Below are 23378 nucleotides of genomic sequence, written 5' to 3' on the forward strand. Positions count from 1 at the left end.
TCATGGACAAGCCCGCTCCCCACACGTCGCCCGCCTGGCCCCGTGCCGTGCTTTTCGACCTTCTCACCGCATTACTGGATTCCTGGACTGTCTGGAACGCGGCCGCCGGTTCCGAGGCCGCGGGCCGGGCCTGGCGCGCCGAGTACCTGCGCAGGACTTACGGCTGTGGCGCCTACGTGGGCTATGAACAGCTGGTGCGGGAAGCTGCCGGCCAGGTCGGCCTGCCCGCGAGCGCACCGCAGGCGCTGGAAGCGCACTGGGACGAATTGCCTGCTTGGGACGGCGCCCGCGAGTTGCTGCACGCGCTGCGGCCGCACTGCAAACTGGCAGTCGTGACCAACTGCTCCGAGCACCTGGGTCGCCGTGCTGCAGCCTTGCTGGACATCGACTGGGATGCCGTGGTCACCTCCGAAGCGGCCGGTTACTACAAGCCGGATCCGCGCCCCTACCAGCTCGCCCTGGCGCAGCTCGGCACGCAGGCAGCGGATGCCGCCTTTATCGCAGGCTCCGGCTACGACATGTTCGGCACCTCGGCGGTGAGGTTGCGCACGTATTGGCATAACCGCGTCGGCCTGGCCTTGCCCGCGGGCGCGCCGGCGCCGGAAGCCGAGTCTTCGACGCTGGCGTTGGCGCTGCCGTGGGTGCGGTCCTTTCACGCTGCCAACCGCCAGGGAGATCCGCTATGACCGGCATGCCTTGCAGGATGAACCGCCTTTGGACGATGACCGCGGTGGCCTTGTGGCCGATGGCAACGCAGGCGATGGCACAGAGCGTCGCCTTCCTGGGACACACCCTAACAATGGCAAACGCCGCCGCGGACCCGCAGCTGCGCCGGCAAATGCAGGCGGTTGGCATCGACCTGCCTGCGCCCGGCGTGGTGTCGGGCCTGATCTTGCGCGGCCTGCGCGATAACGTGCCGGCGCTGAAGGCAAAGCGCCAATTCCTGGACTGAACCCATCAAGGACGATATGACCGATTCCGCCGCCTCGCTGACAAGCCTGGAAACCCCCGCAGCAATCATCGACACCGTGCGCATGCAGCGAAACATCCGCCGCATGCAGGCGCGCATGGACGCGCTTGGCGTGCGCTTCCGCCCGCACGTCAAGACCAGCAAGTGTTCTGAGGTCGTGCGCGCGCAGATCTTGGCGGGCGCCAGCGGCATCACGGTCTCGACGCTGAAAGAAGCCGCGCAATGCTTTGACGACGGCATCACCGACATCCTCTACGGCGTGGGCATGGTGGCAAGCAAGCTGCCACAAGCATTGGCGCTGCGCCGCCGGGGCTGTGATCTCAAGATCGTGACCGACAACGTGGACTCCGCGCGTGCCATCGCCGCCTTCGGCGCGGAGCATGGCGAAGCGTTCGAGGTCTGGATCGAGATCGATACCGACGGCCACCGCTCCGGCATTCGCCCGGACGAGCCGGCGCTGTTCGATGTCGCAACCGTACTCCATGAGGGTGGCGCGCGCCTCGGCGGCGTGATGACGCACGCCGGTTCCAGCTATGACCTGGATACCCCCGAGGCACTGGCCGCGATGGCCGAGCAGGAACGGGCCGGCTGCGCGCTCGCCGCCGAGCGGCTGCGCGAAGCCGGCCTGCCCTGCCCGGTGGTCAGCGTGGGCTCAACGCCCACGGCCCTCTCCGCGAACAGCTTGCAGGCGGTCACCGAAGTGCGCGCCGGCGTTTATGTGTTCTTCGACCTGGTGATGCGCAACGTGGGGGTCTGCTCGACCGAGGACGTAGCGCTCAGCGTGCTGACCACCGTGATCGGCCACCAGGCCGAAAAAGGCTGGGCCATCGTCGACGCCGGCTGGATGGCCATGAGCCGCGACCGCGGCACGCAGAAACAGAAGCACGACTTCGGCTATGGCCAGGTGTGCGGAATCGACGGCGCGGTGATTCCGGGCTACATCCTGAGCGGCGCCAACCAGGAACACGGCATCCTGTCGCGCGAAGGCGGCATGGACTCCGACATCGCCAAGCACTTCCCGATCGGCACGCTGCTGCGCATCCTGCCCAACCACGCCTGCGCCACCGGTGCGCAGTTCCCCACGTACCACGCTCTCGCCGAGACGGGTGAAATCACCGAATGGAGCCGCTTGCATGGATGGTAAGCGCAACGCACGAGATGGCGCGGTACGCGCCATTCATCCCACCACGCTGGCGGCGCCAGGGGGCCACTACAGCCACGCCACGGTCGCCAACGGTATGGTGTTCGTCTCCGGCCAGCTCCCGCTTGCATCGGACGGGCGCAAGCTTGTCGACGCATCGTTCGAAGGGCAGGCGCGACAGGCGCTGGCCAACGTGGAGGCAGCACTGGTTGCCGCGGGCAGTGGCATCGAGGGACTGACCCAGGTGCGCGTCTATGTCGACAACATCGAGAACTGGCCCGCCTTCAACCACATCTATGCCGCGTGGGCGGGAGCGGCACGTCCCGCGCGGGCCGTGGTGCCGACGGGTGCGCTTCACTTCGGCTTGAAGGTCGAGGTGGAAGCGGTGGCGGTCGTGCTGCACGATGCCGTGGACACTGAATCCAGTGGCTAGCGGGGAGCCGGGGGTGGCTTTTCTTGCGTCGCCCGCGGGCTCGCCTTAGCGCCGGTGCTGCCGGAAAAACTGCCACATCATCATGCTGGCATCGGGCCCGACATCGCTGTGGTAGCTGTAGCGGTCGTCGCCACCGCTCCAGGCGTGGCCCAGTCCCTCCACCTCGACCAGCGTCACCAGGTCGCGGTGCCAGCGGCCGAAGCGGTATTCATGCGACCGGCCCGGGACATTGCCATCCGGCTCGAAGCGCGCGGGGCGGCCGGCGAGGCGGTCTTCCAGGCCGTTGTAGGCCAGGAACTGTCGCGCCAGCAGCCGTCCGTTGACCGGATGCACCGCGTCATCGGCCAGTCCATGGATCACCAGCGCGGGCATCTCCGGGCCGCCCGGCGTCACGCCGGCGGCATCGAGCAGCCAGGCGGGCTCGGCCTCGGAGCCCGCCTGCATCGCGCGCAAGCCGGCACGCGGGTTGGCGGCCGCGCCGATGACCACGCCCGAATGGAGCGCCACGGCCGCCGCCTTGTCCGGATAGCGCAACGCCACCACCGCGGCCATGGCCGCGCCCGCGGACATGCCCGCCAGGTAGATCTCGCGTTCGCGCACGTCATGGCGGGCCGCCAGCGCGTCGACCAGCGCGGCCACCGCCTGCGCCTCGCGTCCGCCGTCGGCCGCGCTCAGGTCGAACCACTGCCAGCAGCGCTGCACCTGGCGGCGCAATGGCTGCTGCGGGTAGGCGACGATAAAGCCCTCGCGTTCGGCCAGCGCATTCAGGCGCGTGCCCGCGGCCAGGTCATCCGGCGTCTGGCGACAGCCGTGCAGGACCACCACCACCGGCAGCGGGCCGCGATGGGCCTTCGACGGGATGTAGAGGTGATATGACAGTTGCGGCACCAGTTCGCCCGGCATGGGTGCCAGGCGCAGGCGGTGGGCCTGCCAGGTGCCGGGCAGGATGCCGGGATCGGCGAGCGGGCGCGCAGGCCGGGCAGGCCGGGGCGGGTCGGGCAGGTGCGTCGGTGTAAGTGGATTCAGCGAATCCATGCGCCGGAGCCAGGATTTCACCTGGGCTTCCGTGCGGGTCTGCACGCGGCTCAAACGCCGCATGCGGGCATGCCAGTCTGCTGCAAGGCTCTTCGTCATGAGGACTCCTTTGTGACGGAATCTCCCCCTATGCCTTTATTGTTGCGTTGCAGCATACCACAGGCGTGAGCCGTCCACCCGCCATGGGCGGCTATGCGTCGGAAAAACGAAACGAAACCTTGGCGATGCCGTGGCCCGCCGGCGGCCCATCACCGCCGGGCGGCGCAAGCGGAAGATGTCAGCGATCGGCCACGCGCTTCCAGCCTTCGGGCGAGAAGCTGCGTATGGCCCGCGCGCGCGCGGCCGTGCCGGGTCCGAAGTCCCGTTCGTAGAACACACGGTCGCTGCCGAGCATGAAGGTATTGACACCGCTATCGCCATAGCGGGCGGGCCACGCGATCAGGCCGTACGAGGCCTCGCTGCCCTTGCCCACCGGCAGGATGCGGTAGTGATAGCCATAGAAGGCGTCGGCGGCGGGCGTTTCGGGACCCATTGCCAGCGCGTCGGGACCGAGCGGGCTGGCGTCCTGATCGCTGGCGGCGGGCCAGTAGAGTCCGTCGGTCTTGCCGGGCGAGCTGATCAGGCGCCGGGCGAAGCGGCCCTGCCCTATCTGATCCGCATAGCGCTGCTGGGCGTCTGCCAGCTGCAGCAGGGTTTCCATGGTGACCAGCTCATTGCGACCAAGGCGGCGGCGGCGCACTTCCTGCTTGCCGGCGGGCAGGTCGAACTGCCAGCCGCCGTTCTGCCGGGCCAGCGGCACGGGGAAGGTCCAGCCGCTCTCTCCCACCGCAATGCGCGCGCGGTTGTCGCCTTCGGGCTGCACGGCGTGGTGGCGCGCCCATGCGCCCAGGAAGTCATAGACGTCATCCTGGTCGATCGAGCCCTGTGGCACCAGCGACTGGTATTGCCGGCCAAGCACGCGCTTCAGCGCCTCGCCATCGCTGCGCGCGATGGCATCGCCGAGCGCATCGGCCGCCGCTTCGGGGTTCGGATAGACCTGCTGAGCCGCGGCGGGGACGGCCAGCGTCAATGCCAGGGCTGCAGCCACCGCAGGCAGCACGCGCGCACCGCGGACCAAGGCGACGGCGGAGATCAGGTTACCGGTCTTGCGCATCATGCTTTACCTCCGGCCATGGCCAAAATGTTCGCCGCCGCCCCGCCGGCCCCCGCCCCCCAGCCCGCCGCCTTGATGCATGCCGCCAGCGTTGTGCGCGGCCGGACGCACCTGCTGCTGGGACAAGCCGGCGCGCTGGGTCTGCTGGCGCATGCGTTCGCCGTTGCCGGCGTCGCGCAGCGCACTGTCGCGATTGGCATTGCGGGCGCGGTCGCGCGCCGCGGCCTGGTCCGCGCGCTGGTGCTCGGCACCCGCGGGGCGCGGATTGCGCGCGCCGGCGTCGCCCGCGCCGGGCCGCGTGCCTTCGGTGCGGCCGGCAACGCCGCCGGCATGGCCGGGAATGGCCTGGCCGGTACGCCCTTCGAACGAGCGCGCGGCGCGATCGCGTGCCTGGTCGCGCGCGGACGGTTCGCGCTGCACCGCCCCGGCGCCGCCGACGCGCTGGCCCGGCTGCGCCCCCGCCTGGCGATTGGCCAGGCCGGCCTGGCGCTGCTGGTCATAGCGGCCGCGCACGGCCGCATTGTTGTAGGGCACATTACCGCGCTGGGCCGGATTGTGCTGCCAGTTCACGTTGGCACGATTCACGTCCAGGCGCTGGTTGACGTTGATGTTGTTGTAGCGGTTGACGTTGATATTGACATCGTGGTCGTGCCAGTCGAACCCGCCCCACATCGCGTCGACCGCGGCCACGCCCAGCCCGAAGCCGATGCCGGACACCAGCGCCGTGGCGAACACCGAGCCTGGCGGCGGCGGATAATACGCCGGCGGATAGGCCGGATACGGCCAGGTGCCGTAGACCGTGGTCGGGTTATAAGTCGGCACGTAGACCACTTGCGGATTGGCCGGCTCGATCTGCACGATGGTGGTACCGCCCGAACTCTGGGTCACCACCTTCTGTTGCTCAGTGGTCTTGAGCGTGCCCGCTTTCTGCGCTTGCGAGCGCAGCCGCTGCACCGAGTCCATCACGTCGTTGGGCTGCGCCAGGAACGCATCGCCGATCGACTGCACCCACTGCGGCTGGCGCCCCATCATGTCGAGCACCGACGGGAAGGCAGCCAGGGACTGCACGCTGGGATCCCAGTTCTGGCCGGCCACCGCCTTGGTCGCGGCATCGCCCGACAGGCTGGGATTGGCCTTGGACCACTGCGCCGCCGCGGCCACGTCGGCCGGATACGTGGCGGCCATAAGCACCTGGGACAGCAGCGCATCCGGATACAGCGCCACCGGTGCGGTCAGCTGGTCCAGCTGCGCCTGGCTCAGCGTGGCTTGCGCCAGCGCGGGCTGCAGCGGCGCCATCAGCATCAGTGCCAGGCACCATGCGAAAAGCTGTTGAAGACGATGCATGTTGACGCTCCACAAGTCCGCAAGTGACAGCGGCCGCCCGCAGTGCGCCGCTCAGCGGCGCTCCTGCGCGCACTGCTGGCGATACGCTTCTTCCAGGCGCTTGCGATCCGCCTGGCGTTCCAGTGTCGGGTAGGTGCGCCCGTCAGCCGTGGTGACCGAACCTTTGCCGGTGGACCACTGCGGCCCGCCGGGCAGTGCGTTGATCTGGTCGAGCAAGCCCTGGCAGTGCTGCCGCTGCGACGCCGAAAGCGTGCCGCCAGGCCCTTCCACCACCGCCGTGGCCTCATCCAGCATGCGCGGCGGTGGCGGCGCCACCATCGGCGTACCGGCCGCCGAAGCGGCCGCAGCCGCGCTGGCATTGCCAGCTGCCCACATCGGGGCAGCCACCATGGCGCCGCATGCCAGCATGCCCGCCTTGATCAGAAACTTCGTCAAACCCATCACTCCAGAGCCATCCACGGCGTGTCGTCTGCCGTGGGCATGTTGCGGGAACCGTCCGCCGCTAGCGGTCCTTGCTGTTGCCGCCGCGACGGCCGGTACGATTGCGCATCAACTCAAGCTTGAGCAGCGCATCCGCAAGCATACTCTTCAGCCGGGCATTCTCTTCCTGCAGCTCGCGCAGCTTGCGCCCGTCGCGCGCCTCGCCGTTGCCGGGCTGGCCATAGCGGGTGCGCCATCCGTAGAACGATGCATCGCTGAAGCCATAGCGCGCGCACAACTCGCGCACGGGCACGCCGCTGGCCGCCTCGGCCAGATATCCGCGGATCTGTTCTTCCGAATACCGTCTGTTCACGAATCTCTCCGCTTCGCAACGGCGGGGCCCAGGCGTCGCACAGCCGCGACGCCAACCGTGCCGACTCTCGCCCTAAGTTAGCCCAGGGCCGCCGCAAAAGGCAATTCAGTGTCTTCGCAATGCGAGTTAAGAAAATTATCGCGGTGCACCGGTAGCAGCCATTGGCATGCGCCACCAAATTTCGTTATTCCAATTTGGAAATTGCATGGACTGATTGCATGCAAATGTCACCCAAGCGGGGGATGAAATACCGTGTCCAGAACCGGTATTTGGCGCCAGATCGGCCCTTAAACGCTGATGGCAAGCCATGTATTCGGAGCGATACAAAAGCATCAAAAAAGAATTGACAGGTCAGTCATCAATTCAAGTTTCTATGACTTTTGCTAAGCATGTATTAAGATTCCTCGGCATAACTAAATTTCACACGCCTTCGCACGGCGCCCCTGCGGCGCCGGCAGAAGTGCGGCCCGGCAGCGCACTACCCAGAAGTCGCCCCGCATGCCGGTAGCCATCCCGGCCGTCGGCATGCGCCGGATTTGATGGATCAAAGAGTCGCTAAGCTGTGGGTCTGAGCTGCGTGGACACTGGCGTGTCACGCGTGTGGTGAAACATCCTGCCGACGCCTTGCGTGCGGGACTTCATGCCTGACCCCTTGGCTCGCGCGGCATGGCCAACGCGCCGCGGAGCGCCCTGGTTTCATGCGCGCCATGACAGGCGCATCGCTGTTTGGGTCGGACAGACAAAAAGAACAAGAAAGCGAAGCTGTGTATCAGGAGAAGTCGGAATGCGTCATGTCAGCACGAAGTTGTTGCATGTCTTTGTTCTCGTCATGGAGTACCGTGACCTGAGCGCGGTTGCCGCCTGCACCCAGGGACGCGTGCCCACCGTGGCCTACAGCCTGGCGCGCTTGCGCGAGATCACCGGCGATCCATTGTTCGTCAAGCGCAACGGCATGCTCGAGCCCACGCCGCATGCGCTGCGGCTGGAACAGACGGCGCGCCAGATCCTGGCGAAATGGAACCACCTGGTGCGGCCCGGCGAACCAGGCCTGAACAAGCGCCGCGACGGCGGCCGGCGTGTCTCCATCGGCTTTTCCTCATCGATCGGCGATCCCGTCATCACCGAGATTCTGGCCGCGCTGTGCGAGCAGTTTCCGCAAGATACCTTTGTCACGCGCCCGGTAATTGCCGACGCTGCGCTTGCCGGCCAGCTGGGCGACGGCGAACTGGACTGCGCTTTCGTCGTCGACAGCGGGCATGATCCGGAACACGTGCGCCAGCACAACATCATGGCGACGCCGCGCCGGCTGGTCAGCGCCACGCGCGGCGGCAGCCAGGAGAGCGAGAGTGCGTGGATCCTGTTGCAGGAAGACAGCGAGGCCGGCAGCCCGCTGCGTGTCTTCCTGAGCCGCCAGGCCAGCACACCCGGCCATCGCGAGACGGTAGTGCCGTCCTGGCATACGCAGATCACGCTGCTGCATTCCGCAGGCGGCGTCTGCCCGGTACTGGATTTCAACGTGCCGCTGGTCACGCGCGAGCGCAAGACCCGGCTGCTGGCGCCGCCAAGCACCTTCCCGGAATGGGCCGCCGTGCATTTCTGGGGGCCGGAGCGCAGCCGCGACCAGGGCGTGCTGCACGACGTGATGGAGGTCGGCAGCGCCGTGCTGCGCGACCCGCTCAAGGCCATTGACGGGCGCCGCAACGGCCGTCCGGCAATCCCGGTCGAAGCCGCCACGACCTGACGCCAGGCGCGATAGCCAGGGTACAAACGGGCGCTGTCCGCCGCAAGGCGGCTGCGCCCTTTCGTGTCACGGATCGTTGTCACGGATCGTTGTCACCGATCGTTGTCACGGATCGGCGACACCCGCGCCGTTCATCCTCTTCCCGAGATGGCTTTCCGAATTGCCGGCCCGCCTGCGCTCGCACGCGCTGGCAGGCGCAAGGATCTTTTCGCGCCCTGATTTACGAATCCTCCTAGTTCCGCCGGACCCACTCGCCGCTATGCTGCCATGGCATTGCCGCAGTCCGGCCGTCTCCCGTCTGGCCCGGACCGGCGGCGATGCGAGCAGTTGTCCGGCGCCTCCTTGTCTGGCGTCATTTTTGCGCCGCACGTCCTCTTGGCGTGCGGCGTTTTCTTGACGTTCGCCGAAGGCTGCGCCGCCTGAACGAGAATCGAGGAGCAACCCGATGGCATTGAGGATCCTGCTTGCCGACGACCACCCGCTGGTCGCGGCGGCCGTCGCCGACCGCCTGCACACCCAGACCGGCTGGGAAGTCTGCGGCAGCGTCACCAGCGCGACGGCGCTGCTCAACAGTATCGACAGCCTGCGCCCCGATGTCGTCATCACGGACTACCACATGCCCGCGCAGGGCGAACGCAACAGCGACGGCCTGCGGCTGCTGGCAAGCCTGCGGCGGCGCCATCCGTCGATGGCGGTGATCGTGCTGACCATGATCACCAACCCGCTGGTACTGCGCTCCATTCTCGATACCCAGGTGCATGGACTGGTGCTGAAGGACGCGCCGCTGACCGAACTGGTCACGGTGGTGTACCGCATCCAGCGCGGCTTTCACTACATCGGCAAGTCGGCCATGGAAGTCCTGTCGCAGGCCGACCCGGGCAGCCTGGCAGGTGCGGGCCGGGCCGGCGCGGAACGCCTGTCGCGGCGGGAAATGGAAGTCTTGCGGCTATACCTGACCGGGCGCTCGGTCAGCGAAATCGCCATCCAGCTGTGCCGCAGCGTCAAGACCATCAGCCGGCAGAAGAACTGCGCCATGCAGAAGCTCGGCGTGACCAACGACCGCGAGCTGTTCGAGTTTGCCGCGCTCAACGGCCTGCTGCTGAGCGGCTGAGCGCAGTGCCGCGCACCGCCGCGGGCACCGAGCCATCAGGCCGCGTCGGCCGGCTCCGCCGCGCGGGCCTGCGCATGGGCAATGCCCGCCTCCAGACGCGCCAGGCCGCGCGACAATTCGCGCATGGTCGTGGGCGACACCTCGGACAGCACGTCCTCAAGAAAGGCCGAGCGCAGCGGCATGGCGCGTGCCACCACCTCGCGCCCGGCCGGCGACAGCGTGACATGGGTCACGCGGTTGTCGCGCTCGGACGTCGTGCGCTCGACCCAGCCCAGTTCCTGCATGGCCTTGAGCTGGCGCGTCAGCGCGCCGGGGTCCATGACGACGAGGTCGGCCAGCGCCTTCTGGCCGATGGCGCCCTCCTGGTGATGCAGCGCATGCAGGATGCGCCAGCGCGGCAAGGGCAGTCCCATGCGCTGCTCGAACGCCCCCGCATAGGCGCGGTAGGTTCGGCCGAACTGCTGCAATACGGCCACGCTCTGTCGCTCCAGTTCCATCCGTTCTCCTCAGGGTAAGTTGCCGCCGGGCTTCAGTCCGCCGCCATCGCCGGCGCGGCGGCGCGGGTCAGCTTGATCGACGGCACCTGGCGCGCGCACCACACGCCCAGCGCGGCCGCCGCACCCGCCACCACCAGGCCGAGGTGGATGGACCCCACCAGCGACACGCGCGCCTGCTCCAGCAGCAATGCGCCATTGTGCCCGGCCTGCTCCAGCTGGCCGAGCAGCGCCAGCTGCGACGCCTTGTCGATCAGCACCTGCGGGTCCGCCATGCGCGATGCCCACTGGGTGGCATTGGCGCCGGACAGCGCCTGTTCGACGCCACCGGTATAGCTGCGCGTCACCAGCGTGCCCACGATCGCGGTGCCGACCATGCCGCCCACCATGCGCAGCGACTGCAGCATGGCCGTGGCGATGCCAAGGTGCTCGCGCCCCGCGGTCTGCTGCGCGAACACCGTCAGGTTCGGCATGATAAAGCCAAGGCCCAGGCCGCCGACCAGCATGATGGCCATCAGCACGCCGTGCGGCATGCCGCGCGTGGCCTGCGACAACCCCAGGCACGACAGCGCCAGCATGCCGAAGCCGGCGTAAAGCATGGTGTTGGGCCGGCGGATGCGCGTCACGATGCGGCCGTTCAGGATGCTGCCGACGGTGATGCAGACCACCAGCGGCGTGATCAATACCCCGGCCTCCTTCGGCGAGTAGCCGAAGCCGCCCTGGAACAGCAGCGGCGCATACAGCAGCAGCGCAAACATGGTGAAACCGGCGAACACCGAGAGCTTGAACAGCGGTGCCAGCCCCGGATCGCGGAACATCTCGACCGGCAGGATCGGATTGGCGCAGCGCCGCTCCCACTGCCACAGCGCCACCAGTGCCACCGCCGCCAGCACGAGCAGCCCCGCGGTATAGGCGTCAAGGCCACGCGCCGGCAACAATTCCACGCTCATCTGCAAGCTGCCGAGCCCGGCCGCGATCAGCAGCGCCCCCAGCCAGTCGACGCGAATCGGTCCGCGATGCGCCTGCTGGCGCAGATGCGGCAGGTAGCGCCAGGCGAACCACAGTCCCAGCACGCCCACCGGCAGGTTGACGTAGAACACCGCGCGCCAGCCGTACCACTCCGTCAGCAGGCCACCCAGCGACGGACCTACCGCATTGGCAACGCCGAACGCCGCGCTCAGCATCACCTGCCAGCGCAGCCGCACGTGCGAATCCGGAAACAGGTCGGCGATGCAGGCAAAGGCCGTACCGACCAGCATGCCGCCGCCGATGCCCTGCAGCGCGCGCGCCGCCACCAGGAACGGCATGTTCGGCGCCATGCCACACAGCGCCGAGGCTATCGAGAACACCACGATCGAGGCCAGCACGAAGGGCTTGCGCCCGTAATAGTCACCCAGACGGCCGAACACCGGCACGGTGATCACCGAGGTCAGCAGGTAGGCCGTGGCCACCCATGCGTAGTACTCGAAGCCCTGCAGCTCCGCCACCACCGTGGGCAGCGCCGTCCCCACCACGGTCTGGTCCAGCGCCACCAGCATCACCACGAAGGCCACGCCCAGCATGGCCAGCAGCGACTCGCGAAACGGCAGGACCTGGCCGGCCGGCTGGGGACTATGTGGTTCGGGGGTCATTTTATTGCTCGATCAATCGTTGCATTGTCAAGAATTATAGGGCAACTTCCACGGCCTTGCCTTGCCGTTTCAGACACGGTTGCCATGCCGGCGCCCCCGCCATGAGCGGGCGGAAGCCTCACTCCACCAACAAGGTTGCGCCGGCCCAGACGATCAACAGGACACCCAGCACTCGGCCGGCACGCTCGCCGCCGGGCAGGATCTTTTCAACGAAGACCACCAGGGACAGCGCGGCGATCCAAACGATGTTCATGATGCCGCCGACAAACAGCAAAGCCATCAGCATCCAGCAGCAGCCCACGCAGTAGGCGCCGTGGCGCAGGCCGAGCAGGAAGCTGCCGGCGACGCCGGGACGCCAGTGCGCGACCAGGAACGCTGCCGGCGAGCGGCACTGTGCCAGGCAGGCACGCTTGAGCGGCAGAAACTGATAGATGCCCGCCGCGAGCAGCACGGTCGCGGAAAGGAGAGCGCTCTTCGACCACAGCATCATTGCCGAAATAAGGCCGCTCGGCTGCAGCGCCAGTTGCAGCGCTGCCGCACCGATGGCGAACGCCAGCCATGCAGTGAGGTAGCCGGCCAGGAGAAACATCGACGTGGCAGACCCGCCACCGGAAGCGTCGTGATGCCGCAATACCCGCCGATACAGCAGGACGACCGGCGCCGCGCTGGGCGTCATCATGGCGACCATCATCACCCACCACATCAGGATGACGGTGGACAACGGCGTATCCATGCCGCCCATGCCGCCCGGCAGCCGATGCGGAAAAAGCGTGACTGCCGTCATGTCGAGCGCAGACATGCCGGTGCCGGCCCCCGTCCACAGATAAGCCCACGACAACGCGACAATGACGACGATGCCGAGCGACGTGATGACGCGCTCGCGTCCGAGGACGTATTCGAGGCCGCTCATGCGGCAGTGCGATGCCGGATCAGCCCCTTGTTGTTCATGTGCAATCGCGCGAATTGCGCGTAGGTGCCGTTGAGATCCAGGGCGATATTGCCTTGCGAGCGGCTGGTGCCGGAGCCGATCTCGGCAAGCTCGTACTCGAAGCCGTGCGGCAGATCGATACGGACCCGATGTTCATCGCCGGTCACCAGGTTGCGGATCGGTTCGGCGACGGTGTCGAACACGCCTTCGACATGGATGCGGCCGCGGCGGGCATCGACATCGGCTTCGAAGTCGATCTTCGTGAAGATCGGATCGAAGGCTTGCTCGAGCGTCGACGCGAATACCGCGAACATCGTTGCGAACGGCTCGGTGTCCTGCCCTGTCATGATCTTCAGAAGAGCTTCGCGCTGCTCCGGGGCGGCCCGTTCATCGACGATCGGCTGGCACTTGCCCCTCCCTTCGTGGATGGGGCCGGGCCACTGGAACACCACCGCGATGTTGAGGCCGTCGAGTCGCACCTCGCCGTAATGGCCGGCGCTGATCGAGATCGCGCCCATTGCTTCGCAAAAGCCATTGCTTGGCAGCGCGTTGAATTGGCATGGGCAACCGTACGAGCAATTGCAGTTGATCAGCTCGGTGCCTTGGATTTCCCAGGGGGTCATGGCAGTTCTCCTTGCGCTTGACGTCTTAAGCGCCTGCTTATCGTCCCCGCACGATGGGCAGTCTGGCTTGAATCTAGTGTGCAGCAAGGGGAAGTCAAGACGGGACCTGCGCAAGCATGTGCGTTCGGCCACCCACAGCCTTGTGATGTGCCATCGCTGGCCGACCGTCGTCGCCAGTTTCGTGGCGTGACGGCCGTCTCGAGCGATGTCCTTGCCTTACGCGGCTACCACCGGATCCGCATGCCGAGATTCCCGGTCCAGGCCTGGCGATAGTCGCCGGACACATCGGTCAGGTAGTCCACCTCCGCATACAGGCTGACACGCTCCTGCACGCGCGCCGCCACGCCCATGCCGAACTGCAGCGAGGTCGAGCCGAAGCGCGTGGGCACGGCAGCGGCGCCGTCGTACACGGTCTGGTCGGTACCGGAGAACTCGCGCCACAGGTTGGCGCGCAGGTAGGGTTCCACCAGGCGGCCGCCGGATTCGAAGGTGCTCTTCAGCCGCAGCCCGAGCCGCCCCACATAGGCGTTCGATTCATTGAAGCTGACCTGCGCCACGCCGTCGTTGAAGCCGTTCATCGACACGAACTGCGCGATCAACTGTGCCTGCGGCTCCAGCGTCAGCCGGCTGCCCAGCGGCAGCGGATAGCCGCCTTCGAGCGACAGCGTGGTGGCGGTGCCGCGGGTGCTGCGGTCCATGCCGTCGCGCGACTTCATGTCGGCCGACAGCCAGGTGACCATGGCCACGGCGTCGGTGTACCAGTTGGTGGGCCCGACGTGCGTCCAGTAGGCGCCCAGGCTGTAGCCATCGATATCGAGCGAGCCGCTGAGCGCGCCTGACTGCGCCAGCGTGAAGCCGCGCACGTCACCCTTGGCCCGCGCATAGCTGGCCAGCAAGCCGATGCGGTCCTGGTGCTTGTTGTCGCGCTGCCAGGTGTAGAGATCCTGCCCCAGCTGGAAGCCGGCGATATGGCCGTCGAACTGCGGCGCGGCGCCGCCGCTGTAGCGGTTGTCGACGCTCTCGCCAAAGATCCGGCCCCAGCTGCCGGTCCAGCGGCCCTTGCCGGTCAGCAGCGACTGCTCGCCCTGGCGCTGGTGGAAGGTATCGAGCGTGGTCATGGCCAGCTGCCGCGATGTAGCCACCACCGCGCCCTGCACCGCCACCTCGGGGCGATAGATCGGCACTTCCGCCGGCGTTGCCTGCGGTTGCGCCAGCACGATCGCGGGGGGCAGCACCACCGGAGCGCCCGGCGCCTGCTCCGGCACCGGCTGCTGCGGTTCGCCGGGCACTGCCGGCGGTGCGACCACCGGAATGGTCGAGCGCAGGTACCAGTTTTCCTGCGAGCCGGCACTGACGCCCCCCTTGTACAGGAAATACTGGTACGGGCCGGCCTTGACCGTCTGCGGCATGCTGAACGCCGCGGCATCGCTGGTGGCGCCGTTGGTGGCCTGGACCACCATGATGCCGTCGGTGACCGTCGCCGACCCGGCACCGCCAAGGTTGTTGACCGACAGCAGCGACTGGCCGCCGATGCGCCCCTGCGACACGATCAGCCGGTCGGCCGCGGCACCGTCGCCGGCCAGCACCGCATCCACCTTCAGCGTGCCGCCGTTGCCGGTGTAGTTGCCGGCGATGGTGAGCCGGTTGGCGGCGCCTCCCCCGGTCAGGTCGATGGTGCCGGCGTTGGTCACGCTGGCAAGCTGCCCCGCCGTCATCGCGCGAATGGCCGCCGCCGTGCCCGGCACCGCCTTGAGCGTGCTGGTCGCGTCGAGCGTCAGCGCGCCGGTACCGGTGCCGCTGTCGCCCAGCACCAGGTCGCCGTCCATCGCCAGGCCCGAGCCGCGCTGCAGCGCCACCGATTCCCAGTTGGCGAAGCGGGCCACGCCGCCGGCCTGCGTGTTGTCCAGCGTCAGCGTATCCGTGCCGAGGCCGCCGTCGAAGGACGCAGTCGGCGCCAGCTGCGTGGCGCCGAGGTTGCGCAGCGTCGCGGTGTCGCTGTCCGGGCCCATGTCGATGCGGCCCAGCACGGTGCCGCCGCCATCCCAGCTCAGCGTGTCGCTGCCGAAGCTCATCAACGCCGAGCCCTCCAGCCGCCCCCCGGTGATGGTGAGGCTGTCCGTGCCGCCGCTTACGCTGATATTGCCGCCGATCACGCCGTCCGACAGGCGGATGGTGTCGTTGCCGAAGCCCGCCACCAGGTTGCCGCGGATGGCGCCGCCCGACATGTCGAAGATGTTGTTGTCGAGCTTCATGTCGACCCGGCCGATGGTGCCGCCGGTCATGGTGGCGACGTCGCCGTCTTCGAACGCACCGACGATGGTGCCGCCGGACATGAAGAAGGTGTCGCGCGTATCCCCCTGCGCCAGCGAGCCGATCTGCCCGCCGGTCATGCGGAAATCGTCCGACATATTGCCCTGCGTCACCGCACCGGTGATGGTGCCGCCGCTGATGGCCGCGCGGTTGCGGCCGTCGCCCTGGCTGACCGCTCCCTGGATGGTGCCGCCCTCCATGGTGAAGCTGTCCGCGCCGGCGCCGAACTGCACCGCGGTGGCGCCGCTGCCGGCAATGCTGCCGCTGTTGACCAGGCTGCTGTCGCCGCCGGTCAGCGACACACCGGCGCCCGCGGTGCCGGTGATGGTGCCGCGGTTGACCACCGCGTTGCCGCTGCCGGCGCCGAGCACGCCGGTGCCGCCCGTGATCGTGCCGGTATTGGTCAGCGTATTGCCGTTGCCGGCCAGCGACACGCCGGCAAATCCCGCGGCCGCGGATATCTGGCCGGCGTTGGTCAGCGTGCTGGTATTGCGCAGCCGCACCGCATCGGCGCCGGCGACGCTGAGCGCGGCGCCTTGCGCCACGCTGACGCTGACATTGCTGCTGCCCGCCACGGCGTCGATCCGCTGTGGGTCGGGGTTGGGTGCCGCGCTGCTGCAGGAGACGCTCTCGCCGGGAGCCGGGTTGTAGGGGTCGCCGAGACCGGTGGTGGTGACGCAGGCACTGTATGCCTCGCAATGGAATGCGGACGCTGCCAGCAGCGACGCATAGACAAGGTGTCTGGCCAAGTTGAATCTCCCAGGGGCGTTTTTATTCTGCGTTTTCAGGAGCAGACCGATAATATGCTTATTGAAACGCGCGTTCGCATTGAATGTTTCTTATGCGCGATCTAAAGAATATTTTCGGTTCTCCGGCACCCGCAAATAATCCCCTGCACGAATTGCTTGCCACGGTAGCCATGTTTTTTGCGCAAGCATTATCGCAATCCCTCTTTCCACAAAGCGAATTCGCAAGATCTCCTTGAATAATTGCCGACGGTAATTAATGTCGATCGACAATCCACGGCCACAAGCGCGCTTGCAGTGTGGATTTCCGGATAATCGGCAGTCGATATGGATCGTCGCAAGGGCCCGCCGGCCCTCGGATTATTCCGGTTGGATACCCGATTGCTTCACCAGGCTCCCCCAGCGGTCTACCTCCGTGCGCAGCCGATCACCCAGCTGGGCGGGGGTCGAAGCCTTGAGGTCGATGCCCTGGCTGTCGAGCCGGGCTTTGGTCTGCGGACTGGCCAGCGCCGCGCGGACTTCGTCAGCAAGCTTGTTCACCACCGCCGTCGGTGTCCGCGCCGGCGCGACCAGGGCCCACCACTGGCTGACCTGCATGCCGGGCAGTTTGGCTTCGGCGGCGGTCGGCACGCCGGGAAGCGCGGCCACGCGCGCCGGGCCGGTCACCATCAGCGCCGAGATCTTGTTGCCGCCAAGCAGGCTGCTGCCGCTTGCCAGCGTGGCGAAATGTCCCTTGACCAGTTGCGCGGAGACATCGGTCAGCGCCGGGGCGGAACCGCGATACGGCACCGGGTCGACTGGAATACCCGCCTGGCTTTCCAGCATCTTGGCGGCCAGATGGCTGATCGAGCCGTTGCCGCTGGTGGCAAGCTGCAGCGGCGTTCCCGCCTTGCGCGAGTCCGCCAGGAAGCGCTGGATCTCTCCGGCGCGGTATTGCGTGCTGTCCGCGAACAGCACCAGCGGCGCCTCGCCGAGCAGTGAAACCGGCGTGAAGTCGCGCAACACATCGTAGGGCATCTGGCGGAAAACGGACGGCGCAACGGTGTGCGCCAGTTCGATGACGCCCAGCGTGTAGCCGTCCGGCGCGGACTTGGCCAGCGTGTCGGCGCCGATGCGGCCGGAGGCACCGGCACGGTTGTCGACCACCACGGGCTGACCCATCGATTCGCTCATGCGCTGCGCGACCGCGCGCGCCAGCGCATCGGTGCTGCCGCCGGCGGCCCACGGCACGATCAGCCGGATCGGCTTTTCCGGATAGGCAGCCAGCGCCGCCGGCATATGGGCCGCGAGGCAGCAGGTGATGGCAGTCAGCAGGTAACGCAACGTCATGAGTGTCTCCCCAAGGTGTTTGAAATCATGCCTGGCCCGGATCGCGGTCGCCGCGCGCGGTCAGCATCAGCATCACGGCTTCGGTCCGGTCGATGCGGCCGTCGGCGCGTAGCCGCTGCGCCGCGGCAAGGCCCGCGCCGGCGCATAGTTCGACCCAGAATCCCGCGGCTGCGAGATGGCCGGTGCCGTCGCGTGCCGCGGCGTCGTCGACAACCACCGCGCCGCCGCCCGAGCGCCTGACGGCAAAGACTTGCTGGGCGGTCACGGTAGAGCCGGCGGTGGAGAACTGAAGCGTCGTGCCGGCGAAGTCGGCCTGCTGCGACGCGCCCGCCAGCACCCGCGACAGCCGTGGAAACGGCTCGACCGCCCAGAGGCGCGGCAGCTTCGGCAGGTGCCCCAGCGCGACCAGATCCCGCAGTGCGCTGTAGATGCCCCACAACAGGTCTCCGCGCGCGGTCGGCACGATGACATGGTCGGGCCGGCACCCTTGCGCCACCCACTCCAACGCAACGGCCCGGTAGCCTTCCACGCCGAAAACGGGGCTGCCCACCGCCGGCACGCTGTAGTTGGTCAGCGCGAAGGCGCCCTCCTCGCGGACGCGCCGGCGCACATGCGCCCAGCGCGCATGACCGCTATCGCAAACCACGCGCCGTGCGCCGTAATGGCGCAACGCCGCGTCGAATACGGCGGGCAGCGCCTGGTAGGTCGCGACCTCGCAGTCCAGCCCGGCGGCGGCGCAATAGGCCGCGGCCGAAACCGCGGCGTTGCCGCTGGATGCCAGCACCACCTCGCGCGCGCCAATATCGAGGGCGCGGCTGACGGCCTGCGCCGACATGCGGTCCTTGTGCGAGCCGGTCGGGTTCGCGCCTTCGTTCTTGATCCAGACCGACGCCACGTCGGCCAGCGACGCCAGAGCTGGCACTGGAATGCATGGCGTGGCGCCCTCTCCCAGTGACACGCCATCCAGGTAGGGCTGCCAATGGCCCCATGTATAACTTCCGCTTTTCGGTGCAAAATCCAGTGCCTGGGCGTCGTAGACGGCTTCAAGGCTGCTGGGATGACCCGCGGCCGCGCAGGCCGGGCAGCCTTCCGGCATGTCGCCGAGCGGATAACGGGCGTGGCAGGTGATGCATCGCAGCCCTTGCATGGCCGGGTTGATGAGCGGTTTGGTCGGAGGCGGATTGCCGCTGGCGCGCATGGTAAAGGCCGGAGTGAAAGTGGTTCGAGTCTATGCCAGGCGACGACCCCGCGGCGCAGGCGTGCCGATGATCGACTTAAGTAAAACTTATAGGGTAGAGATGGAGACAGCCGCCGATTCAGGCATCAGCGCCCGGCAGGTCGAGGTGTTCCGCATGGTCATGCGCCTGGGATCGGCGCGCCGCGCCGCCGAAGCCCTGCATATCAGCCAGCCCGCCGTGACACAGATCGTGCTGCAGCTTGAAAAGGCGGCGCGGCTGAGGCTGTTCGACCGCAGCAAGGGGCGCATGGTGCCGACGCCCGAGGCGGCGTCGCTGCTGGACGAGGTCGAGCGGGTCTATGTCGGCCTCGACGCCGTGCAACGCCGGATCGATCAATTGCGCGCGCATGAGGATACGGTGCTGCGCGTGGGGGTGTTGCACGCCATGGCGTCCAGCGTGATGCCGGCGGCGGTGGCAGACTTTGTCCATCGCTATCCGCGCGTGCGTTGCCAGCTGGAGGTCGACAGCTCCCGCGGCCTGCGCGAGCGCTTGCTCCAACGCGAACTCGATATCGCCTTCATGGGCGACGAAGCCGACACCAGCGGCCTGACCGCTTCCGAGTTCTACGCGGTGCAGGCCGTCTGCGTCGCGCCGGCAACGCATCCGTTCGCGGCGCGCGCGAAGGTCGGCATCGAGGACCTGGTCGACGTACCGCTGATCGGCCTGGACGCCGCGGATCCGGCGCAACGCCGGCTGCAGGCGTGCTTTGCCGAACTCGGCATCGCGCCGCGCTTCGTGGCGACGACCCCGTACAGCCATACGCAATGCTCACTGGCCCTGGCCGGTGCCGGCCTGGCGATCACCAATCCCCTGGTCGCCCGCACCTATGTGGCGCTCGGGCTGCGCAGCGTACCCCTGACCGCTCCGATTCGATTCCGCGCCATCCTGGCCTTCCATCCGAGCCTGGGACAATCCACTGCGGCACAGCAGTTCGTCAGCCTGTGCCGCCAGCGCCTGGCCGATCTGCAGTAATGGAGGCACGGCTGCGTTGACTTGCTCAGGCGGCGTGGCTGCCGCACTGCGCTTCCAGCCGCTCCGCCAGTTGCTCCAGTTCGGCGCGGATGGCTTGCCAGTCGCTGCCGACGGCGCCCAGCCCGGCGCGCCGCACGGTCTGCTCCAGCCAGCGGCAGGCCTGGCTTTGCACCGGATGGCCCATCACCGACAGTGCGCCGGCCAGCCCATGCAGGCGCTGGGCGAAGGTGTCGGCATCGCCCGCGCGCAGCGCCTCGGCCAGCGCGCGCTGGTCGCTGCGCAGCGCATCGGCATGCAGCACGGCGCCGCCGCCGGCATGCCGGTCGGGCGCGGTGCGTGCGGTCACGCGGGCGCCGGAGAAATCCCCGAGCAGCTCGCGCAGCGTGGCCAGGCCGACCGGCTTGGTCAGGCAGCGGTCGATGCCGGCATGCCGGCAGCGCTCGGCCACATCGGGTCCCACGCTCGCCGTGATGGCGACGATGGGCATGGCGTGTCCCGCCTCGCGCAGGCGCCGCGCCAGCGTGAAGCCGTCCATGCCCGGCATCTGCAGGTCGGTCAGGATCAGGTCGTAGTGCCGGCCCGACGCCAGCGACAGGGCCTCGGGACCGTCGCCGGCCAGGTCGACCGATTGCCCCAGGCTCTCCAGCTGCTCGCGCATGACCACCTGGTTGATGGGGTGGTCTTCCACCAGCAGCAAGGCCAGTTGCGCAGCGGGCGCCTCGGCGCGCGCGGGCGCGGTGGCGGGCACCGCCTCCACCTCCGCGCCCGCGGCGGCCGCGATTGCCGCGACCAGGCCCTGCCAGGAATAAGGCGAGGCCACCACGGGGGTCTGGGTGAGGTCCGGCGCGATCGGTGCCAGCGCGGAAATCACCACATCGGCATCGGCGCAGGCCGACAGCGCCTCTTCGTCGCAGACCAGCACGTCGACCGGCGTCACCGGGGGCGCGCCGGGATCGTACCTGACCGCGCGTGCGCCGTAGTACCGCAGCAGTTGCTCGACGCCCTGGTAGAGCTCCTGCAAGGTGACGTTCAGGCCAACGGTCAGGCCGCGCAGCGCGGTCTGCGGCCAGGGCTCCGCGGGCGCCGGGATGCCGGCACTGGCCAGCGGCAGGCCGACGATAAAGCAGCTGCCCAGGCCCGGTTCGCTGACCACGCGGATCTCGCCGCGCATCAGCTCGACCAGCCGCCTGCAGATCGACAACCCCAGCCCGGTGCCGCCATAGTGGCGCGTATCCGGTTGCCCGGCCTGCACGAATGGCTCGAACAGGCGGCGCTGGTCGTGCGCCGCAATGCCGATACCGGTATCGACCACGCGGATCTCGACGCCTTCGGCGCCGCCGCCCTGCGCAGACCGTATGCGCCGGGCCGTGACGATCACCTTGCCCTGTTCGGTGAACTTGACCGCATTGCTGACCAGGTTGTTCAGGATCTGCTCCAGCTTGAGCACGTCGGCCATCACCGGCTCGGACAGCGACGGATCGTTGATGCACAGCAGGCGCAGGTGCTTGCGCGCGGCTTCGGCGGCAAAGCCCCGGGTCACTTCCTCCACCACCTCGTCGAGCCGGCACGGCCGCGGCTGCAGCGACATCTGTCCGGCCTCGATCTTGCTGAAGTCGAGCACGTCGTTGATGATGTCGATCAGCGATTGCGAGGCGTGCTGCATCACGGCCAGCTGGTCGCGCTGGCGCGGCTCGAGCCGGGTCAGGCTCAGCAGTTCGATGCTGCCCAGCATGCCGTTGAGGGGCGTGCGGATTTCATGGCTCATGGTTGCCAGGAACGCGGACTTGGCCCGGTTGGCGGCATCCGCCGCGCGGATCGCCTCGCGCAGGCGCGCCTCGCTGCGCCGCGCCTCGGTGACGTCGTTGAGGGCGCACAGCAGCGCGGCGCGGACCTCGTAGGTGATCTGCACCAGGCGGACTTCCAGGTAGCGCGTCTCGCCGTTGCCGCAGGCCATGTCGACATCGAAGCAAGGCAGCACCTGCGGCGGCCCCTCGGCGCTGGCGTCGCCGCTGGCCAGGCGCGCTTCGCATGCGTCCTGCAACTGCGCCAGCCCGGCGGGGGTGGCCTGGCCGATCAGCGACTGGGCCGCGGCATTGGCCAGCAGCACCTGGCGCGTGCTGCGCTCGACGATCATCAGGGCCACGCCAGCCACCTCGATCACGAAGCGCCCCAGCGCGTCGCTTTCCTGCAGGCGCAGGGACTGGCGCTGCGCCGGCCGCATGATGCGCCGGTCGATGAACCAGATCCACGCAAAGACCATCAGCGACAGCGAACCGGTCAGGCCCAGCATCCAAAAAGTATTCTCGCGGAACTGACGCCACACGCGGCCCACCTCGACCACGGCAACGGTGCGCCAGCCCCAGGCATCGAGCGGATACTCCAGCACCAGCTCATGCTGCAGCAGCCCATGCCGCACCAGCGATGACCGCACCGTCCCCGGCCGCGCGCCTGCGGCGGCGAGCGCCGCGGCGACGGGCGCTGCAAGCGGGCCGCCGGGCATGCCGCCGGCAGTCAGCACCATGCCGGCATCGGTCAGCAGCATGAAGTCGCTGTCCAGGGCCTGCCCGTCGGGCAGCATCGGCGACAGCGGGAACTCCATCGCCAGCACCGCGGCGGGCTCGCCGCCGTCCTGCACGAGGGTGGCAAAGGTGACGGTGCGGATGCCGCTGATCCAGTCCTGTGCCGGCGGCAGCATCACCGCCTGGGCCGGATGCGCGCGCAGGCGTGCCAGCAGCGCATCGTTGCGCAGCCGCTGCAGGGTGTCGTGCAGGAAGTTCTGGCGCGCGTCGTCACGTTGCAACAGCGTGCGCGCGGGGCTGAGCCGGCGCGGAATGACATATAGCTGGTCGGCCTCCAGATCGATCAGGTAAGCGTTCTGCACGTCCCGGTACTGCAGGTTGTTGACGCGGAAGGTGAACGTCATCACGTCGACCAGATCCTTCAGGCGCTTGGCCGGCGGGCTGGCGTGCGCAGGCGCGACCAGCAACGCGATGTACTGGCGGTCGCCGCGGCGCTCCAGGCGGTCGGTCCATTGCGCGTCGCGGACCGCCGTGACATCGTTGGCGAGGCCGATATCGGACAGCCGTGCCAGCGATCCCTGCGCGCGCACGGTCAGCGCCTCGGCACGATGCAGCGTCGACTGCAGCTGCTCGGACTGCGCGCGCAGCACCATGCCCTGGCGGTCGATCGCCTCGCGCAGCCGGTAATGGAGCAGCACGCCCCAGGACAATACGGTCAGGCCCACCACGCAGGCCGAGAACAGATAAACCAGATAGCGGATCTGGCGAATGCTCAACGGCAATGCGGCGCTGCTGTCGGCCGGCATCAGCCTTTTCATGGATTACCTCGTATTCACCGCGAACCGCCCGGGCGCGCGTGGCGCCGGG

General features: G+C 68.1%; 20 protein-coding genes. 7 read left to right on the forward strand and 13 right to left on the reverse strand.

Features of this window, described 5'->3' with window-relative positions; all coding sequences use genetic code 11:
* Positions 1-2 precede the first annotated feature (2 nt).
* The 4 genes from GA0116996_RS11430 to GA0116996_RS11445 are packed head-to-tail and all read left to right on the forward strand — an operon-like array spanning position 3 to position 2544.
* Positions 3-686 (forward strand): HAD family hydrolase, encoded by a 684-nt coding sequence (locus GA0116996_RS11430; protein WP_092310903.1) that lies wholly within the window; start codon positions 3-5, stop codon positions 684-686.
* Positions 683-952: a hypothetical protein gene (locus GA0116996_RS11435; RefSeq protein ID WP_141693728.1), complete on the forward strand. Its 270-nt coding sequence runs from the start codon at positions 683-685 to the stop codon at positions 950-952. Before GA0116996_RS11430 ends, GA0116996_RS11435 begins: the two co-directional genes overlap by 4 nt.
* Before the next feature lie 16 nt (positions 953-968).
* Positions 969-2114 carry a DSD1 family PLP-dependent enzyme gene (locus tag GA0116996_RS11440; protein WP_092310909.1) on the forward strand — a complete coding sequence of 382 codons (1146 nt, stop codon included), beginning with the start codon at positions 969-971 and terminating at the stop codon, positions 2112-2114.
* The gene (locus GA0116996_RS11445) at positions 2104-2544 is read left to right on the forward strand and encodes a RidA family protein (protein WP_092310911.1); all 441 of its coding nucleotides are present in this window, start codon (positions 2104-2106) and stop codon (positions 2542-2544) included. The genes GA0116996_RS11440 and GA0116996_RS11445 overlap by 11 nt, the downstream gene beginning before the upstream one ends.
* Before the next feature lie 45 nt (positions 2545-2589).
* Here the strand turns inward: GA0116996_RS11445 and GA0116996_RS11450 are convergent, their stop codons facing one another.
* The 5 genes from GA0116996_RS11450 to GA0116996_RS11470 form a co-directional block, all read right to left on the reverse strand.
* Entirely contained in the window at positions 2590-3678 is a 1089-nt protein-coding gene (locus tag GA0116996_RS11450) for an extracellular catalytic domain type 1 short-chain-length polyhydroxyalkanoate depolymerase (protein ID WP_092310914.1), read from the reverse strand.
* A gap of 178 nt (positions 3679-3856) precedes the next feature.
* Positions 3857-4735 (reverse strand): DUF2950 domain-containing protein, encoded by an 879-nt coding sequence (locus GA0116996_RS11455; RefSeq protein ID WP_092310917.1) that lies wholly within the window; start codon positions 4733-4735, stop codon positions 3857-3859.
* A 3-nt stretch (positions 4736-4738) separates the two neighbouring features.
* Positions 4739-6076 (reverse strand): DUF3300 domain-containing protein, encoded by a 1338-nt coding sequence (locus GA0116996_RS11460; RefSeq protein ID WP_092310920.1) that lies wholly within the window; start codon positions 6074-6076, stop codon positions 4739-4741.
* Between the two features lie 51 nt (positions 6077-6127).
* A complete protein-coding gene (locus tag GA0116996_RS11465; protein WP_092310923.1) occupies positions 6128-6511 on the reverse strand; it encodes a hypothetical protein in 384 nt (127 codons plus the stop codon).
* A gap of 67 nt (positions 6512-6578) precedes the next feature.
* Positions 6579-6869, reverse strand: coding sequence for a transposase (locus tag GA0116996_RS11470; RefSeq protein WP_092310926.1), 291 nt, complete (start codon positions 6867-6869; stop codon positions 6579-6581).
* A gap of 784 nt (positions 6870-7653) precedes the next feature.
* Here GA0116996_RS11470 and GA0116996_RS11475 point away from each other — a divergent pair.
* On the forward strand, positions 7654-8610 hold the full coding sequence (locus GA0116996_RS11475) for a LysR family transcriptional regulator (protein ID WP_092310929.1): 957 nt from the start codon (positions 7654-7656) through the stop codon (positions 8608-8610).
* Between the two features lie 445 nt (positions 8611-9055).
* On the forward strand, positions 9056-9721 hold the full coding sequence (locus GA0116996_RS11480) for a response regulator (RefSeq protein WP_092310932.1): 666 nt from the start codon (positions 9056-9058) through the stop codon (positions 9719-9721).
* A gap of 35 nt (positions 9722-9756) precedes the next feature.
* Here the strand turns inward: GA0116996_RS11480 and GA0116996_RS11485 are convergent, their stop codons facing one another.
* From GA0116996_RS11485 to GA0116996_RS11515, 7 genes are all read right to left on the reverse strand, one after another.
* Positions 9757-10218 carry a MarR family winged helix-turn-helix transcriptional regulator gene (locus GA0116996_RS11485; RefSeq protein ID WP_092310935.1) on the reverse strand — a complete coding sequence of 154 codons (462 nt, stop codon included), beginning with the start codon at positions 10216-10218 and terminating at the stop codon, positions 9757-9759.
* Between the two features lie 32 nt (positions 10219-10250).
* Positions 10251-11846, reverse strand: a complete 1596-nt coding sequence (locus tag GA0116996_RS11490; RefSeq protein ID WP_092310938.1) for an MDR family MFS transporter — start codon at positions 11844-11846, stop codon at positions 10251-10253.
* Between the two features lie 118 nt (positions 11847-11964).
* Entirely contained in the window at positions 11965-12756 is a 792-nt protein-coding gene (locus GA0116996_RS11495; RefSeq protein WP_092310941.1) for a DUF2182 domain-containing protein, read from the reverse strand.
* Positions 12753-13397: a DUF1326 domain-containing protein gene (locus GA0116996_RS11500; RefSeq protein ID WP_092310944.1), complete on the reverse strand. Its 645-nt coding sequence runs from the start codon at positions 13395-13397 to the stop codon at positions 12753-12755. The genes GA0116996_RS11495 and GA0116996_RS11500 overlap by 4 nt, the downstream gene beginning before the upstream one ends.
* A gap of 224 nt (positions 13398-13621) precedes the next feature.
* Complete coding sequence (locus tag GA0116996_RS11505; RefSeq protein ID WP_092310946.1) at positions 13622-16456, reverse strand: autotransporter family protein; 2835 nt, start codon at positions 16454-16456, stop codon at positions 13622-13624.
* A 357-nt stretch (positions 16457-16813) separates the two neighbouring features.
* Positions 16814-17782, reverse strand: coding sequence for a tripartite tricarboxylate transporter substrate binding protein (locus tag GA0116996_RS11510; protein ID WP_092310949.1), 969 nt, complete (start codon positions 17780-17782; stop codon positions 16814-16816).
* A 25-nt stretch (positions 17783-17807) separates the two neighbouring features.
* Positions 17808-18980 carry a pyridoxal-phosphate dependent enzyme gene (locus GA0116996_RS11515; protein WP_092310952.1) on the reverse strand — a complete coding sequence of 391 codons (1173 nt, stop codon included), beginning with the start codon at positions 18978-18980 and terminating at the stop codon, positions 17808-17810.
* On the opposite strand from GA0116996_RS11515, the gene GA0116996_RS11520 reads away from it, so the two are divergent.
* Positions 18964-19992: a LysR family transcriptional regulator gene (locus GA0116996_RS11520; RefSeq protein WP_244159815.1), complete on the forward strand. Its 1029-nt coding sequence runs from the start codon at positions 18964-18966 to the stop codon at positions 19990-19992. The genes GA0116996_RS11515 and GA0116996_RS11520 overlap by 17 nt on opposite strands.
* Before the next feature lie 25 nt (positions 19993-20017).
* Here the strand turns inward: GA0116996_RS11520 and GA0116996_RS11525 are convergent, their stop codons facing one another.
* Complete coding sequence (locus tag GA0116996_RS11525) at positions 20018-23329, reverse strand: hybrid sensor histidine kinase/response regulator (RefSeq protein WP_092310958.1); 3312 nt, start codon at positions 23327-23329, stop codon at positions 20018-20020.
* Positions 23330-23378: the final 49 nt, after the last annotated feature.

This window comes from Cupriavidus alkaliphilus, assembly GCF_900094595.1.
Lineage (GTDB): Bacteria > Pseudomonadota > Gammaproteobacteria > Burkholderiales > Burkholderiaceae > Cupriavidus > Cupriavidus alkaliphilus.

Excerpts from the sequence above, each read along its gene's own strand:
- GA0116996_RS11515 (WP_092310952.1), bottom strand. The coding sequence starts at position 18,980 with ATGCGCGCCAGCGGCAATCCGCCTCCGACCAAACCGCTCATCAACCCG.
- GA0116996_RS11450 (WP_092310914.1), bottom strand. The coding sequence starts at position 3,678 with ATGACGAAGAGCCTTGCAGCAGACTGGCATGCCCGCATGCGGCGTTTG.
- GA0116996_RS11430 (WP_092310903.1), top strand. The coding sequence starts at position 3 with ATGGACAAGCCCGCTCCCCACACGTCGCCCGCCTGGCCCCGTGCCGTG.
- GA0116996_RS11480 (WP_092310932.1), top strand. The coding sequence starts at position 9,056 with ATGGCATTGAGGATCCTGCTTGCCGACGACCACCCGCTGGTCGCGGCG.
- GA0116996_RS11460 (WP_092310920.1), bottom strand. The coding sequence starts at position 6,076 with ATGCATCGTCTTCAACAGCTTTTCGCATGGTGCCTGGCACTGATGCTG.
- GA0116996_RS11445 (WP_092310911.1), top strand. The coding sequence starts at position 2,104 with ATGGATGGTAAGCGCAACGCACGAGATGGCGCGGTACGCGCCATTCAT.
- GA0116996_RS11485 (WP_092310935.1), bottom strand. The coding sequence starts at position 10,218 with ATGGAACTGGAGCGACAGAGCGTGGCCGTATTGCAGCAGTTCGGCCGA.
- GA0116996_RS11440 (WP_092310909.1), top strand. The coding sequence starts at position 969 with ATGACCGATTCCGCCGCCTCGCTGACAAGCCTGGAAACCCCCGCAGCA.
- GA0116996_RS11500 (WP_092310944.1), bottom strand. The coding sequence starts at position 13,397 with ATGACCCCCTGGGAAATCCAAGGCACCGAGCTGATCAACTGCAATTGC.
- GA0116996_RS11455 (WP_092310917.1), bottom strand. The coding sequence starts at position 4,735 with ATGATGCGCAAGACCGGTAACCTGATCTCCGCCGTCGCCTTGGTCCGC.
- GA0116996_RS11490 (WP_092310938.1), bottom strand. The coding sequence starts at position 11,846 with ATGACCCCCGAACCACATAGTCCCCAGCCGGCCGGCCAGGTCCTGCCG.
- GA0116996_RS11525 (WP_092310958.1), bottom strand. The coding sequence starts at position 23,329 with ATGAAAAGGCTGATGCCGGCCGACAGCAGCGCCGCATTGCCGTTGAGC.
- GA0116996_RS11475 (WP_092310929.1), top strand. The coding sequence starts at position 7,654 with ATGCGTCATGTCAGCACGAAGTTGTTGCATGTCTTTGTTCTCGTCATG.
- GA0116996_RS11510 (WP_092310949.1), bottom strand. The coding sequence starts at position 17,782 with ATGACGTTGCGTTACCTGCTGACTGCCATCACCTGCTGCCTCGCGGCC.
- GA0116996_RS11495 (WP_092310941.1), bottom strand. The coding sequence starts at position 12,756 with ATGAGCGGCCTCGAATACGTCCTCGGACGCGAGCGCGTCATCACGTCG.
- GA0116996_RS11435 (WP_141693728.1), top strand. The coding sequence starts at position 683 with ATGACCGGCATGCCTTGCAGGATGAACCGCCTTTGGACGATGACCGCG.